9 protein-coding genes are annotated in these 15,865 nt (G+C 73.5%); 2 read left to right on the top strand and 7 right to left on the bottom strand.

Going from position 1 to position 15,865, the window contains the following annotated elements:
* Window positions 1-75 precede the first annotated feature (75 nt).
* The 5 genes from B7L92_RS28760 to B7L92_RS28740 all read right to left on the bottom strand — a co-directional run bounded on the left by B7L92_RS28760 (window position 76) and on the right by B7L92_RS28740 (window position 9,137).
* On the bottom strand, window positions 76-2,046 hold the full coding sequence (locus B7L92_RS28760; RefSeq protein WP_081240306.1) for a PIG-L family deacetylase: 1,971 nt from the start codon (window positions 2,044-2,046) through the stop codon (window positions 76-78).
* Window positions 2,047-2,083: 37 nt separating this feature from the next.
* Window positions 2,084-4,960 carry a stealth family protein gene (locus tag B7L92_RS28755; protein WP_081240305.1) on the bottom strand — a complete coding sequence of 959 codons (2,877 nt, stop codon included), beginning with the start codon at window positions 4,958-4,960 and terminating at the stop codon, window positions 2,084-2,086.
* Between the two features lie 8 nt (window positions 4,961-4,968).
* Complete coding sequence (locus B7L92_RS28750) at window positions 4,969-5,934, bottom strand: hypothetical protein (RefSeq protein WP_081240304.1); 966 nt, start codon at window positions 5,932-5,934, stop codon at window positions 4,969-4,971.
* A complete protein-coding gene (locus tag B7L92_RS28745) occupies window positions 5,931-7,742 on the bottom strand; it encodes a stealth family protein (protein WP_174704035.1) in 1,812 nt (603 codons plus the stop codon). The genes B7L92_RS28750 and B7L92_RS28745 overlap by 4 nt, the downstream gene beginning before the upstream one ends.
* Window positions 7,743-8,033: 291 nt before the next feature.
* Window positions 8,034-9,137 (bottom strand): PLL family lectin, encoded by a 1,104-nt coding sequence (locus B7L92_RS28740; protein ID WP_170102254.1) that lies wholly within the window; start codon window positions 9,135-9,137, stop codon window positions 8,034-8,036.
* A gap of 316 nt (window positions 9,138-9,453) precedes the next feature.
* Between B7L92_RS28740 and B7L92_RS28735 the strand changes: the two genes are divergently transcribed.
* Together B7L92_RS28735 and B7L92_RS28730 are read left to right on the top strand one after the other, a co-directional pair.
* Window positions 9,454-10,536, top strand: coding sequence for an LCP family protein (locus B7L92_RS28735; protein ID WP_081240301.1), 1,083 nt, complete (start codon window positions 9,454-9,456; stop codon window positions 10,534-10,536).
* A gap of 635 nt (window positions 10,537-11,171) precedes the next feature.
* Window positions 11,172-11,543 (top strand): PIN domain-containing protein, encoded by a 372-nt coding sequence (locus tag B7L92_RS28730; RefSeq protein WP_081240300.1) that lies wholly within the window; start codon window positions 11,172-11,174, stop codon window positions 11,541-11,543.
* A 370-nt stretch (window positions 11,544-11,913) separates the two neighbouring features.
* Here B7L92_RS28730 and B7L92_RS28725 read toward each other — a convergent pair whose 3' ends face one another.
* Window positions 11,914-13,410, bottom strand: coding sequence for an amino acid permease (locus B7L92_RS28725; protein ID WP_081240299.1), 1,497 nt, complete (start codon window positions 13,408-13,410; stop codon window positions 11,914-11,916).
* Between the two features lie 147 nt (window positions 13,411-13,557).
* The gene (gene dxs / locus B7L92_RS28720; protein WP_081240298.1) at window positions 13,558-15,525 is read right to left on the bottom strand and encodes a 1-deoxy-D-xylulose-5-phosphate synthase; all 1,968 of its coding nucleotides are present in this window, start codon (window positions 15,523-15,525) and stop codon (window positions 13,558-13,560) included.
* Between the last annotated feature and the right edge of the window lie 340 nt (window positions 15,526-15,865).

The raw sequence follows: 15,865 nt of genomic DNA, 5'->3' as shown, positions 1-15,865 counted from the left end.
GAGGGCCCCCGCACTCCGCGGGGGCCCTCTTGCGCGCGCGGTGCCGTTCCGCCTCGCGCGAGCCGTGCCCTCGGCTCAGCCCGTCACCGTCCACGGTCCGAATTCCGCGGATCCGGGGGCGGCCTGACGGGCGACGGCCAGGCGTCCGTCGGCGCCGACGACCGCGATCGTGGCGCGGCCCAGGGCGTCGAAGGCGGCGGCGGGGGCGCCGGTGAACGTGCCGCCGAGGGCGGCGACGGACAGCTCCCGCCAGGGCTGGTCACCGGACAGGAAGCGGTGGGCCACACCGCCGAGGTCGCTGCGGCAGGCGACGAGCGTGCCGGCCTCGGGGGTGGGGCCCGCGGCGAGGGCGACGGCGCCGAAGCCGCCGCGGCCGCCGATCGGGCTCGCGGGCCGGGCCCAGCGTCCGCCCGGGGCGTCCTCCTGCGCCATGAGCAGGCGGCCCGTGTCCGGTTGCCGGTAGACGGTCATGACCTGTCCGTTCGGCTGGACGACCGCGGCCACGGGACCGGCGGACGGGGCGAGCCGGAACCGGGGTGCCCGGGTGAGCGGCTCGTCGAGCGAGCCCTGGGCCCAGTGGAAGACGCCCTCGCGGCTGGCACCGAACACCTCCACGTGGCCGTTGGGCGCGGTGAGCGCGGCGACTCCCTCCTGGAGGTCGTGGCCGCGCAGGTCGGTCCACTCGCCCCAGGTGCCGTCGCTCTCCTGGATGCGGCTGTGCAGGCCCTGCCCGGCGTTGCGCACGAACAGGTGCAGCCGGCCCCTGCCGTCCCGGGCCACCACCGGGGTGCCGAGGTGCCGGTCGCGGCGCGGGTCGTTCGCCGAGGGGTTGCCCAGCGTGACCCAGCCGGTGAACGCGCCGTCGGGCTCGGCCTGTTCCAGCAGCACGACCTCGCGGACGTGGGTGTCGTCCGGGGCGAGGCGGGACAGCCGCTCGGCGTAGATCTGCCAGCGGCCGTCCACCGTGAGGCAGACGGCGAGGCCGGGCGTGAGGGGGCCGCCGCCGAGGAAGAACGGGCCGCGCCACCGGTCGCTGCCGGGCTGTTCCTCCAGCCACACCACGCACTGCTGGTTGAGCACGGCGAAGGCCGCCAGACGGCCCCGCCGGTCGGCCAGCAGCCACGGGGCGCCCGCCGGGTGACGCGGGGCGGTGCTCTGCACCCACCCCGTCCCCCGGGAGTTCAGGCCGACCGCGTAGTCGCCGCTGCCCGCCGGGTCGCCGCAGTCGTAGCCGTCCGCCGCGCCGTAGACGTTGAGGAAGAACTCCTTCAGGGAGACCGCCTGCGGGCCGAGGTTGTGCGGCCAGCGCTCGTTGTAGTACCCGCGGTACGCCTCCACGGCGAACGTGCCGTTCTCGGCCGGCCCCCGGTAGTGGTCCAGGGCGAGCAGGCAGAACAGGCCCGCGGCGGTGTGGTCGCAGTGGTCGGACAGGTCGCCGTGGTCGTGCCGCTGCGGGAACTTCTCGTCGTGCACCAGCCGGTCGGGGTCGGGGTCCATGAGGCGTACCAGCGTGGGACGGACGAGGTCCATGATCTGCACCAGGGTCCGGACCAGCCCGGTCCGCGTGTACCCGTACGCCTCGTGCACCAGGCCGCCGACGGGCACCAGCGTCGGTACCGACTCGACCTCGTCGCCCCAGAGCACGTGCAGGCTGCGGGGCGGGCCCTCCGGAGTGCCGTGCTGCCGGATGTTGAGGAAGATCAGCGTCACCCAGGGCGCGTCGGCGAGCGAGTAGGCCTCCGCGACCGCACCGGCCGCCGTGGACAGGGTGGCCGGCTTCCAGGCGGCCGTGCGATCGCCGAGCGCCATGGCGGCGTAGGCGGCCTTGATGCCGTTCTGCCGCGCCTTGCCGTAGGCCTCCCGGTCCTCGGCGACCGGCTCGGTCTGCCACGGCCGGGGGTTCCGGCCGAGTGCGTCGCCGGCGGTCAGGTACACCGTGGTGGTGCGCGTGCCGGCCCGCAACCCGTGGAAGACGGCCGGGTTCATGAAGTACAGGTCGTCGTCCGGGTGGGCCACGACCTGCAGCACGGACGCGGGACTGTTCACGCTGTTGCTCCTCCGGACGGCGGAATGCGGTGGGGGGTCACAGGGGCCAGCCCGGCAGGTAACCCGCGTGGGCGCGCTGGTTGCGCACCGATCCGGTCTCGAACTGGCTCGGCACCGGGAAGTAGCTGGGCAGGAACGCGGCGAGGACGGCGTCCTGCTCCTCCTCGGGGACGTCTCCGTCGTGGTAGTCGTTCAGGCAGAACACGTCGTGCGGGCGCACGGTGAGGATCCGGTTGAGCCGCGGGGCGTGCTCGCTCAGGCCGACGTTGACGAATCCGCAGGAGATGCTGCCCGGCACGCTGCGCAGCGTGTGGAAGCCGAAGTAGTGGTGCAGCGAGGACGCGACCGAGACGTCGTCGTGGCTGCGCAGCCGGTTGCCCGCGGTGGTCGCCACCGCCTGGTGGTAGCGCTGTTCGATGTCGGCCAGGACGCTGCGGCGCAGCGGGTGCGGGGCGTGCAGGAACGAGTGCACCGGGGTCTGTCCGAAGTCCCGCTGGATCAGGGCCCGGTTGTTCTTCGCGGCGCTGATGTTGAACTCGTCCTCCGGGGACGGCGGAGCCATCGGGACGGAGGTGGGCGACATGAAGTGCTTGGCCTGCCCGTTGCCGAGGAAGAACATGTCGGGCCTGAGGGTCCGCCCGACGAACACGTCGTCGTTGAAGTACAGGAAGTGCTCGGCCAGGCCCTCGATGTGGTGCAACTGGCTCTCGATGGCGTGGGAGTTGTACGTGGGCAGCGCACCGCGGTCGCCGAAGATCTCGGTGTGGTCCACGACGCGCACCCGCGGGTGGGAGAGGTCCAGCCAGTGCGGCACCTGCTGGTCGGTGACGAGGTAGACGTTCCTGATCCAGGGGGCGTACATGTCGAGGGAGCGCAGGGAGTACCGCAGTTCGTCCCGGTCCCGGAAGCGTGCCGCGCTCGTCGCCGCGTCCTCGGTCTCCAGGCCCATCGCGGCCAGTGCCGCGTTCTTGCGCTCCAGCCACGCGACGTCGGCGCCGTTCACCCACGTGTAGACGGCGTCCACGGGAAAGGCGACGTCACCGTGGAGGGTGCGGGTGTAGGGGGCGATCGTCGGATAGGGGCGCCCGCCCAGGGTGAGGGTGGCCCTGTGCATGGCGCGGACGGGCACCCGGTCGCCGATCAGCGTGCGGGCGGGGGCCTTGAGGTGGCTGTGGGTCTCGTCGTCCGGGTCGCTGTCCCAGAAGGAGATGGTGCAGCCGTAGACGGCGCCCAGGCGCAGGATCCGCGAGGGGGAGACCACGTTCTGGTAGATCCGGACCCCGGACGGGGCGGCGTCGGCGTGCGGCGCGACGAGGCCGGCCAGGACGGTGGCCACCGTCTGCTGCCCCTCGTTGAGCACCGCGGCGTACACCGCTTCCTTCGCGTACCGCTCGGCGAGCGCCTTGAAGACCGCGTCGCGGTGCGCGGCGTGCACCGCGACCGTGTGCCGTACCAGGTGGTCGCGCACCACGAGGTAGGGGATGTCGGCGGCCTCGAGGGCGTTCGCGGCCAGGGCCAGGTTCTGCTGGACGACGTCCCACGGGGATTCCCAGTCCAGCAGGCGGCAGACCTGGCCGCCGTCCGTCACCAGGCCGCGCCGCTCGAGCAGCCGGGCTTCCAGCGCGCGCTGGTCGGAGGTGCGCACGGTGGTGGCGGGGGCGGCGGCCGCCGCGGGCACGATGCCCTCGGCGCCGCTGTAGTAGGCGTGCAGGGCCTGGCGTTCGGCCTTGGCCGCGCCACGGCGTCCGCTCTCGCGTTCGGCGACGAGCTCGTGGAAGATCCGCTCCCAGGCGGCGGTCACCACGGCGGGCGAGAAGCGGTTGACGGAGGCGAGCGCCGCGGCGCCCATCCGCTGCCGCAGCCCGGTGTCCTGGATCAGGAGCATCAGGGCCGAGGCGAGGGCGTCGGTGTCGCCCGGCGGGACGAGGATCCCGGTCTGTCCGTCGATGACCACCTCGCGCGGGCCGTTGGGCGAGTCGTAGGAGACCACCGGGACACCGGCCGCGTGCGCCTCGGCGAGCACCAGGCCGAACGCCTCGTTGCGCGAGGTGAGCGTGGCGACGCTGGCCTTGGCCCACTCCTCCGCCAGGTGCTTGGAGTTGCCGTTGAGCTGGACGCAGTCGTGCAGTCCGAGCATGTCGATCTGCCGGCGCAGAGCGCCGCTGAGCGGCCCGTCGCCGAAGATCCGCAGCTGCCAGTCCGGGTGGTGCCGGGCCACGGTGGCCCAGGCGGTCACGGCGTGGTCGATCTGCTTCTCCCCGACGAGCCGTCCGGCGATCACCACCGTGCGGGTCTGCAGGGTGGAGCGGGGCCTGAAGCCGCTGGGCAGGGCGTTGGGCACGACCTCCAGGCGGGGCGCGGCGTCGCCGAGGGTCTCGGCGAACCAGTCCCGGGTCCGCTCGCTGAGGACGGCCAGCGCGTCCAGCCGGGCCGCGTGGCGGCGCAGCGGTTCGCCGCTGGTGCCGCGCAGTTCGGAGACCCGGTGCTCCTGGTGGACCGTGATGACCCGGGCCGGGGCCAGCTCGACGGCGAGCGCCATCAGCGCGGGGGTGGTGGTGACCAGGATGTCGGTGTCGGTCTCCTGGAGGGCGAGTTCGAGTTCGAGGTCGGAGAGCCGGTTGAACGCCGCCTCCCAGGAGCGGTCGACGATCCGGCTGGGCTGCGCGGCCAGGTCCGGCCACACCGAGGCGTCGACCCGGGTCGGGCGCAGGGGCCGGGGGGTGGCCGCGGTGAGGTCGATCAGGTAGTCGACGCGGACCCGCTCGTCCGGCGTGAAGAACTGCTCGCGCTTGCTCTTGAAGACGCTGAGCACCCGGACGTCGTGCCGGGCGGCCAGCTCGGACGCCTGGTTGAACACCGCCCGCTCGGTGCCGCCGACCGCGTCGGCCGTGGTCAGCAGGAACGTGATCTTCATCTGTCGGTTCAGCCTGCCTCGGGCATGCGCGTGCAGGTGACCCGGAGATTGCCTGCGGGGGTGTAGCGCGGTTGGACGATCATGGGGGGACGGCCCGGCGGGGTGATCGCGAGGCTGCGCATGGCGAAGACGCGCAGGGGGTTGCGCACGTCGTGCAGCCGGCGTCCCAGGCGCAGCGACCGTCCGGTGCGGTCGCGCAGGACGACGTCCCAGTGCTCGGGCCGGGCGCCCCGGGGCGGCATCCGGTCCAGCGGGACCTCCACGCGCAGGAGGTCCGCGGCCGGCGCGGTGACGGGCTGCTCGATCCGGCGCCCGGAGGCGACGAAATCGGCCCACGGCTCCTCGGCCCGGACGCCCAGCAGCCGGAAGTCGACGACGACGCCGGCATGCGTCAGGTGCACCTTGGCCACCTCGGCGGAGGGGCGGGCGCCGTTGCTGACCACGCGGGCGCTGCCGCGGAAGGAGCGGCCGAGCCGGTGGCGTTCGCCGGTGACCGGGGAGGCCGTCATGGGTTTGGTGGGCCCCTCGTACGGCACCGGCGGCCGGAACAGCAGCAGCGGGAGGGTGCGGGAGCGGCGCCCGTGGCTCAGGCGCAGGCGCAGCCGCCAGCGCCCGGTGTCCACCGGTACGCCGCCGACGTCCGCGCCGAGCAGGACGGCGGCGTCGACCAGCACCTCGCCGGCCGGTCCCTCGTGGACGCGGGCCTCGGTGGCGAAGCGGCGGCGGCCGCGGCGCAGCACGATCTCGGCCCGCTCGGGCAGGCGGACGGACGGGGGCAGTTGGGCGTGCAGGTTGACGGTCTGGCCGTCGAGGATGGCGGCGTAGTGGAGCCGGGCGGCGCGGCCTCGGCGCAGGGGCAGGAAGAGGCGCCGCATGGACCGGTCGCGCAGGACGGCGGCACGGGCGCGCAGACCGCGGCGCGGACGGCCCGCTCCGCCGCCCGCCGCGGCCGGTTTCTCGGTCCGGAAGCTCATGAGCCGGCCTGCCCCAGTTCGGCCATGCCGTCGGCCGGTCGGCGCGGCGGGGCGATGCCGGAGTCCCTCTCGAAGGGGCTGGGCACCGGGAAGTAGGCGTCCAGGAAGTCGGCGACCATGCGGGTCTGGGCCGCCGGATCGGCGGCGGTGACGGTGTCGTTCATGCAGAAGGTGTCGAAGTTGCGCCGGGCCAGGAGGCTGTCCAGCCGGCGCTGCGCCAGTTCGTCGGCGAGGTCGATGTAGACGTAGCGGATGTCGCCGACCGTCGCGCGGGCGGACTGGTAGGCGTAGTAGTGGTACAGCGAGGAGGCGATGGGCACGTCGTTGGGCGAGCGGAACCGGGAGTGCTGGGTCATCCGGTGCGCCTTGGCGTAGACCTGTTCGATCTCCGTGAGCACGCTGCGCCGCAGGGCGTGCGGGGTGTGCTTCATCTTCTGGGAGATGACGGTGCCGAACTGCTGGGCGATCAGGCCCCGGCTGTTCTTGCCGGCGGCGTTGACGGGCAGGTCCTCGGTGCTCGCGCGGCCGGACGGGATCAGCGCCTTGGACTGGAAGAACTTGGTCAGCCCGTTGGCGTGGAAGAACTGTCCCGGCTGCACGGGGCGGCCGAAGAACACGTCGTCGTTCAGGTAGAGGAAGTGCTCCGCGAGTTCGGGAATGTGGTGCAACTGGCTCTCGATCGCGTGGGAGTTGAAGGTCGGCAGCGCATCGGGGTCGGAGAAGATCTCCCGGTGGTCGACCACCCGGATGCCGGGGAAGTCGGTGCTCAGCCACGGGGGCACCTGTCCGGCCGTGACGAGGAAGATGTTGCGCACCCACGGCGCGTACTGGTGGATCGACCGCAGCGAGTACCTCAGCTCGTCGCGGCTGGTGTAGCGCGCGTCGTTGGCCGCCTGTTCGTGCAGGGCGGCGCCCGGGGCGCCGGTGGACCGTCGGCGTGCGGCGTCCCGGCTCGCCCGCCAGACCGGGTCGGAGTCGTCCACCCAGGTGTAGACGACGTCGACCGGGAAGAGGTGGTCGTCGGGCAGCGCGGCGGCGAACTCGGGGAGGGTGCGGGCGTGGCCGGTGCCGTAGACGGCCGGGACGGCGCTGAAACGATTCTGCTGAGCCCAGCAGCGGCCCGCGTCCACCGGGATCTCGGTCACCACCTTGTTGGGCCGGGGTGCGGTCAGCCGACCGTCCCGCTCCGCCCAGAACTCGAGGTCACAGCCGTACTCGGGGCCGAACACCAGGTTCCCGGTGGGATCGCAGACGATCCAGGCCACGCGCAGCACCTGCCGGCCGCGCAGCGCGCGCCAGCCGGCGGGGGCGGCGCCGGGGCGCATCTGCCCCTGCGGGGAGGCGCCCACGTAACCGGGGTTGTCCGCGCAGGCGAACTGCAGCAGCTCCTCGACATCGGCGCGCCACCGCGCGGGGACGGCCACGCAGGGCACCGGGGATCCGGTGCCGCGGACGCAGAAGTAGTCGATCCCGGCTTCCTCCAGGAGGGAGACGAGCAGGTGCAGATTGCGGGCGCGGGCGGCCCAGGCGGTGGCCCCGGGCACCTCCACGGCCCGCAGGTGCCGGCCGGCCACCCGGACGACCCGCACCGGCAGCCCGAAGGCGTGCCTGCCCGCCGTGCGACGGCCGCCCAGGGCCCGGACCACCACGGCGGAGCGCGCGGCGTCGGCGGAGGCCAGCGAGCGCTTCACCGACGTGCGCAGGGTGCCCGGCACCCGGCGCACGATCCGGCGCCGTGCCCCCACCGGCACCAACGATCGATATGTCGACACGAGCGCGCTCGCCTCGGGATTGTTGAGGCTCACCAGACTTCCGCACCATCCACATCGAGGCCGGAACGCACGGCTCCGGCGACTGATCCCCACCCTGACCGGCGGACGTGCCCCCATCCGCGACCGCCACCGGTATCAGCAGCGGCCACCTCCCCTTTTCACCGGCCATGCGGCTGAGGTTCACCTGGCGCTCACCGAACGAACAGATTATTCACATCTAAACTTTCACGTGTCCAGAAACAATCGGCCCCTGGCCGACATCTGTCGCACATCCCACACGGGGGCAACCTTTTCGGCTGCTGCCCGATCCGCGCGTACGGCGGACCGTCAGACGCGCACCCAGTCCGCGAGCACCAGTCCCTGCCCGCTCTCCTGCCGCGCCACCCACAGGCCGCCGTCGGGCCCGAACGCGGCGAGCACCAACCGGCCTTGCGCGTCGTGCGCCAGGGCCGGGTCGCCCACGCAGGTCCGCCCGGTGTCCGTCCACCACACCCCCGCCGACTCGTCCTCCGTGCCGCAGACGCCGACCAACACGCTCCCGGTCACGCCGCGATGGGCGATCACCGTGCAGTCGTACCCGTCGAGAAGAGCGCGCAGCACCGCGTGGCCGCCGTCCGAGGGCGTGCCGCCCAGCGGGACGGACCAGCCGCCGAGCCGGTGGCAGACCAGACCCGCGCCGACCGGGTCGGTCCAGAACCAGGTGAGCCGGCCGGGAGCGGTCTCCAGTGCGGCGACGGACCCGGGCAGCGGGCCCGGCCGCACGTCGTGGGAGCGCTGCGGCACGGTGCCGGGCTCCGGCTGGACCCAGTGCAGCGCCGCGCCGTCCGCCGGGGCGAGCACCTCGATCCGGCCGGTGGACGCGGCGGTCGCGACCGATCCGTCCCGGAGGTCGGTGCCCCGCAGGTCGGCCCAGGGCTCCCAGGCGCCGCCCCGGCCCTCCCGGCGCATCATCAGCCCGCCCCCCGCGTTGCGCACGAAGACGTGGACGGTTCCGGCCGCGTCCACCGCGGCCGTCGGCGCCCCGCACCGCACCGCCCGGTCCGGCTCGCGGTGCGGATTGCCCAGGGAGCGCCACTCGGTGACCGGTCGTCCGCTCTGGTACTGGATCGCGTGCACCACGTCGACCTCGGCCGCGCCGTCCGCACGGCGCCGCTCGCGCCGGCCCAGGAAGTGGACGTAGGTGTCGGTACCCTGGGCCACGCTCAGGTGGGTGAGGTCCGCGACGGGGAGGAAGTCGGGGCCCGACCAGCCGGGGCCGCCCGGCCGGGTCTCGGTCCAGCGCGCCAGACCGCCCTCGCGGGGGGCGTACGCGGTGAGCCGGCCGTCCTTGCCGCGCACCAGCCAGGAACCCGCGGCGGTACCGGTCACCGGGGGCGCCGGGACGGCCGCGGCCGAACGTCGCCGCGGGGCACGTGCGGACCGATCCCGCATCACCATGACGGACTCCCTGGAGAACTCACCCGATTTGGACGCGGGACCTGGAATTCTCACATCATATGCACACTGCATACACTTTCCGTTCCCCCGGGGACCACCGCACCGTCGTCCCGCGCACGGGAGCGGAACCCCGCCGAACGTCGTCGCGTCCCCGCCGGGACCAGGGGTGATGTGAGTCACTGCCGTACAACGCCCGGAGCGGGTCGCGGGTCTGTCCGATCGCCCGAGTACGCCCAGGTGGTCGTGCCGGGGACCTTGACAGCACGCAGCACCGGCAGGCCCGGCACGAACAGACGAGGACACCGCCCCGATGACGACCCCAGCCGTCGACAGCCCGAGCAGTTCGCACCGGTCCTCCCCGCGGGAGGCGCCCCGCCGACGGCGCGTCGGCCGGTGGCTCCTGCTCTCGCTGGCCGTACTCGTCCTCGCGGGGGCCGGCACCGGCTACTGGCTCTACAGCGGTCTCGACGGCAACATCAAGGGCGTCGACATCGACGAGGCGATCGGCGGGGACCGGCCGGAGAAGCTGCCCACCTCCGGGCAGAACGTCCTGGTCCTCGGCTCCGACTCGCGCGCCGGCGACAACGCCGGACTGAACACCGGCAAGGTCGCGGGGGCGCGCTCCGACACCGCGCTGGTGATGCACATCCCCGAGGGCCGCACCGAGGCCGTCGCCGTCAGCATCCCGCGCGACACCCTGGTGAGCCGGCCCGAGTGCACCCGGCCGGACGGCTCCACCATGGCCCCGGCCGAGCGCGTGATGTTCAACTCCGTCTACGCGCAAGCCGGTCCGGCCTGTGTGGTCAAGACGGTGGAGAAGATGTCCGGGGTCCGCATGGACCACTACGTGGAGATCGACTTCGCCGGCTTCAAGGACCTGGTGGACGCGATAGGCGGGGTCACCGTGACCGTCGACCGGGACATCCGCGACACCTCCAGCGGCCTCGACCTGACCGCCGGCACCCACCGCCTGGACGGCACCGAGTCCCTGCAGTTCGTCCGCACCCGGCACGGCGTCGGTGACGGCAGCGACCTCGGGCGCATCGGCCTCCAGCAGCAGTTCATGGTCGCCCTGCTGAGCGAGATCAAGAAGCAGGACCTGCTGGGCAGCCCGACCAAGACGTACAGGATCGCCGACACGCTCACCGCGGCCCTCACCACCGACTCCGAACTCGCCTCGCTCACCGCGCTGGCGGACTTCGGCCGCAGCCTGAACGGCGTCGACCCGGCCGGCATGGAGACGATCATGCTTCCGGTGGCGTACGACGCGATCGACCCGAACCGGGTGGTGGCCGCCGAGCCGCAGGCGTCGGCCCTGTGGGAGGCGATCCGCAACGACACGGAGATCCCGGAGTCGGCCAAGAAGTCCCCGGCGAACGGCGGCACGTCCTGACACCACCCCGGAAGGACCCTCCGACGCCGGTGCAGGATCCCTTCCGGGACGGCCGCGTACGGGTCGACCAGGCCCGACTCCCCCGTCACGGCCGCGCGTTCGCCCGGGACGTCCTCTCCCCCGGGATGCCGCCACGGGTCCCGGCCGCCCTTCTCCCTCCGCACCGGCGGGCTCACCCCGCCGCCCCGGTCGCGGACGGAGACAGGGGCGCGTCCCCGGTCGTCGGCGGCGACCGCCGGCGGTCCGGTGCGGTCGCCCCTCCCGTCGCGGTGACCGACCGGGTTCCGGTCCAGGGGACGAGCCGCGGGCGGAAGCGGGTGGAGTGCACCGGGCCCGACTCGCCGGGCGCCGTGGGCCGCCGGGCGACGAGAGGGGCGCGACCGTCGGCGCCCCGGCCCACGGTCGGGCCCCGGGCGCGGCCTCCGGGTGCCGCCGATCCCGCGCGGCGCCTCCCACGGTCCGCCGGGGACGAGCTCCGCACGGCACGGGACGGCGCCGTCCGACGGCAGGTGGACGGTGCGGCGGCCGTCGGCCGCGCGGGAGCCGGGCGCCGTCCACCGCTTCACCCCGCGCAGGCGGACCCCGCACGACGGTCCGGTCCCTGTGCGGCGGCCGTTCCGTGGGACCCTGACGGCATGGACGACACCGCCGCCCCACTCGTGATCGTCGACGCCGCGAACGTCGTCGGGTCGGTGCCCGACGGCTGGTGGCGGGACCGCCGGGGCGCCGCGGAACGCCTGCGCGACCGGCTGGCGTCGGACGGCCTGCCCGGCCGCCGCGGCCCGGTGGAGATCGTCCTGGTGGTCGAGGGCGCGGCCCGCGGGGTGGAGTCGGTGCCGGGCGTCCGGGTGGAGTCCGCCCCGGGCAGCGGCGACGACCACATGGTCGCCCTGGTGGACGGGGCCGGCGACCGCCCCGTCCTGGTCGTCACGGCCGACCGCGAACTGCGCCGCAGGGTGACGGCCCTGGGAGCGGACGTCACCGGTCCGCGCAGCGCCCCCCGCTGAGCCCACGGCGTCCCTCGGCGCACGGGGCCGGGCGGGCGCCCGGGGCGTAGCCGGGCCGGCCACCGCCCCGCGGAACGGCCGGCCCCTGCGGCGACCGGGAGCCGGAACGGACGGCCGGTGTTCGGGCGGGTCGGCCGCTTCCGCGGGCCGGTCCCCGCGGGCCACGGTGCCTCCGTGCCCGTACGACCGGCTCCGCGCCGTGCGCGCCCCGCACAGTGGGGCGGCTCGCGTCCTCGGCCGGTGTTCCCCGGCGGCCCCGGCCCGACGCGGCTGACGCCACCGACGCGGAACGGCCCCGTGGTCCCCGCCGGAGCGGGACGCACGGGGCCGGTGCGGGACCGTGTCCGCCGGCTGAGGGTTGGGCCCGGTCTCACGGCGTCCTCACGTCCGCTTTCCTCGCCTCGGACAGGCGGCTGTGGTTCCGGCCGTAGAGGAAGTAGACGACGAAGCCCAGGGCCATCCAGACGGCGAACCGGAGCCAGGTCTCGGCGGGCAGGTTCAGCATCAGCCACAGCGACGCGGCGATCGACAGGATCGGCAGGAACGGCACCAGCGGGGCGCGGAAGGCGCGGTGCAGGTCGGGGCGGGTCCTGCGGAGGATGATCACGCTGATCGCGACGACCACGAAGGCGAACAGGGTGCCGATGTTCACCAGCGCGGCGAGCTCGCTCAGCGGCGTGAAGCCCGCGAGGACCGCGATGACGACGCCGAGCAGGATGGTCGGCCGGTGCGGGGTCTTGAACCGGGGGTGGACCCGGGAGAAGAACCGGGGCAGCAGCCCGTCGCGGCTCATCGCGAAGAACACGCGGGTCTGGCCGAGCAGCAGGATCATGCAGACGACCGTCAGGCCGACGGCGGCGCCGAAGCTGATGAAGCCCGCGAACCAGGGATGCCCGGTGGCCTTGAAGGCGTCCGCGAGCGGGGCGTCCACGGACAGCTGGGTGTACTTCTGCATGCCGGTGACGACGAGGGACACGGCGACGTACAGCACGGTGCAGATGAACAGGGAACCGAGGATGCCGCGGGGCATGTCGCGCTGCGGGTTCCTGGTCTCCTCGGCGGCGGTGGCGACGATGTCGAAGCCGATGAACGCGAAGAAGACCACCGAGGCGGCGGTGAAGATGCCCATGACGCCGAAGTTGGCCGGCGCCCAGCCGAACATCAGCTGGATGAGGGGGGCGGCGAGGTTGTCGCCCGCGGGCACGGGCTGCGCCGGCGGGACGAAGGGGACGTAGTTGTCGGCGGTGATGAAGAAGGCACCCGCGATGATCACGACGAGGACGACGGTCACCTTGATGGCGACGACGATCGAGGTGACCCGGGCGGACAGTTTCATGCCGAGGACGAGGATGCCGGTGAGCACCAGCACCAGGGCGGCGGCGAGGACGTCGAACCCGAAGCCCTCGGCGCCGTCCCGGGTGCCGAGCGCCGCGGGCAGCCGCCAGCCCGCGTTGTCCAGCAGCGAGTGGATGTAGCCGGACCAGCCGACGGCCACCACCGCGGTGCCGAGCGCGAATTCCAGGACCAGGTCCCAGCCGATGATCCACGCGGGCAGCTCGCCGAGGGAGGCGTACGAGAAGGTGTAGGCGGAGCCCGCCACCGGGACGGTGGAGGCGAACTCGGCGTAGCAGAGCGCGGCGAGCGCGCAGACGACCCCGGCCACCAGGAAGGCCAGGGCCACCGCGGGTCCGGCGTTGTTCTTGGCGACCGTGCCGGTGAGGACGAAGATGCCGGTGCCGATGATGACGCCGACGCCGAAGACGGTCAGGTCCAGCGCGGACAGGGATTTCTTGAGCGCGTGCTCCGGCTCCTCGGTGTCGAGGAGGGACTGCTCGACGTTCTTCGTCCGGAAGAGAGGGCTGGTCACGGGTACCTCCCACGCTTGTCGTCCTCGACATGATCGAGAGGGGCGTAGGTCGTATGCCCCGGTACAGGAACCCTCACGCAAACGGGCCGCCCCCGCCACTCCTCACAGTGGCACGGGCGGCCCATCCGGGCGACGCGTGGCGGTCGGTCAGTCGCGGGCCGACTCCACCGAGTCGACCGCGCCGGCGGCGGAGCGCTCGGCGGGGGCACCCCCGCCCGAGCGGAGCCGGGAGTGGGGGATCCCGTCGAGCTTGGCCACCAGACCGGTGACCTGGCGGGCGATGTCGGGGGCGGTGAGCCCGATCTCGGCCAGGACCTCGGCGCGGGAGGCGTGGTCGAGGAAGCGCGGCGGGATGCCGAAGTCGCGCAGCGGCACGTCGACGCCGGCGTCGCGCAGGGCCTGTGCGACGGCGGAGCCGACACCGCCGACGCGGGAGTTGTCCTCGACGGTGACGACCACCCGGTGCTTCTCGGCGAGCGGGGCCATGGCCTCGTCGACGGGCTTGACCCAGCGCGGGTCGATGACGGTGGTGGAGATGCCCTGCCGGTCGAGGAGGGAGGCGATCTCCAGGCACATCGGGGCGAGGGCGCCCACGGAGACCAGCAGCACGTCGGGGGCGTCGGTGCCGGGCTCGCGCAGCACGTCCATGCCGCCGACGCGGCCCACGGCGGGCACGGCGGGGCCGACGGCGCCCTTGGAGAAGCGCACCACGGTCGGGGCGTCCTCGACGGCGACGGCCTCGCGCAGCTGGGCGCGGACCTGGTCGGCGTCGCGCGGTGCGGCCAGGCGCAGCCCGGGGACCACCTGGAGGATCGACATGTCCCACATGCCGTTGTGGGAGGCGCCGTCGGTGCCGGTGACGCCGGCCCGGTCGAGGACGAACGTCACACCGCACCGGTGCAGGGCCACGTCCATCAGCACCTGGTCGAAGGCGCGGTTGAGGAAGGTGGCGTACACGGCGAAGACGGGGTGCACGCCCGCGTGGGCCAGGCCGGCCGCGGAGACGGCACCGTGCTGCTCGGCGATGCCGACGTCGTAGACCCGCTCGGGGAAGCGCTTGGCGAACTTGTCGAGGCCGACCGGCTGGAGCATCGCGGCGGTGATGGCGACGATGTCCTCGCGCTCCTCGCCGAGCTTGACCATCTCCTCGCCGAAGACGGAGGTCCAGTCGGCGCCGGAGCTGGCGATCGGCAGGCCCGTGTCGGGGTGGATCTTGCCGACGGCGTGGAAGCGGTCGGCCTCGTCCGCCAGGGCGGGCTGGTAGCCGCGGCCCTTCTCGGTGAGGCAGTGCACGATCACCGGGCCGCCGAAGCGCTTGGCGCGGGCCAGGGCGGACTCCAGGGCCTCGATGTCGTGGCCGTCGATGGGGCCGACGTACTTCAGGCCCAGGTCCTCGAACATGCCCTGCGGGGCGATGAAGTCCTTCAGGCCCTTCTTGGCGCCGTGCAGGGTGTCGTAGAGGGGACGGCCGACGACCGGGGTGCGCTCCAGCAGGTCCTTGGTGCGGGTCAGGAAACGCTCGTAGCCGTCGGTGGTGCGCAGGGTCGCCAGGTGGTTGGCGAGGCCGCCGATGGTGGGCGAGTAGGAGCGCTCGTTGTCGTTGACGACGATGACGAGCGGGCGGTCCTTGGCGTCGGCGATGTTGTTCAGCGCCTCCCAGGCCATGCCGCCGGTCAGCGCGCCGTCGCCGATGACCGCGACGACGTGGCTGTCGCGTTTCCTCAGCTGGTTGGCCTTGGCGATGCCGTCGGCCCAGCCGAGGACGGTGGAGGCGTGGCTGTTCTCGATGACGTCGTGCTCGGACTCGGCCTGCGAGGGGTAGCCGGACAGGCCGCCCTTCATCTTCAGCTTGGAGAAGTCCTGCCGGCCGGTCAGCAGCTTGTGCACGTAGGACTGGTGGCCGGTGTCCCACAGGACCTTGTCCCTGGGGGATTCGAAGACGCGGTGCAGGGCGATGGTGAGCTCCACCACGCCGAGGTTGGGGCCGAGATGGCCGCCGGTCTTGGAGACCGCGTCGACCAGGAAGGTCCGGATCTCCTCGGCCAGCTGGTTCAGCTCCTCCAGGCTGAGCCGGTCCAGATCGCGCGGTCCCCTGATGCGGGTCAGCAGCGGCACCCGTGCCTCCTTGCAGTAAGAGCTGATCGAGCTGTTGCCGGGCGGGTCGAGTCTAATGTTCCGCTCCCGCGGGCGGCGCCCGGGCGGTGCGTCGTACGTCACGCGTTCGGCAGTACCCAGGATCGCCCCGTCCTACGACAGGTTTCCCGCGGCGTCCGGCGCTCGCGGGGCCCGGGAGGGCGCGCCGGGCGCCACGGGCGGGCCGGGGACTTCCGCGGGGCGCCCCGCAACGGGCCGCGAAGTGCGGTGACGGCTCCTTCGGGCCCAACGGCCGTGCCGACGCGGCGGACTGACCGGCCCTCACCCCCATGCCCGCTCCGCCGGCCCGAAGCCGGAGCGG

The organism is Streptomyces viridosporus, assembly GCF_002078235.1.
Lineage (GTDB): Bacteria > Actinomycetota > Actinomycetes > Streptomycetales > Streptomycetaceae > Streptomyces > Streptomyces viridosporus.
This window is presented reverse-complemented; position numbering and strand designations above follow the sequence as displayed.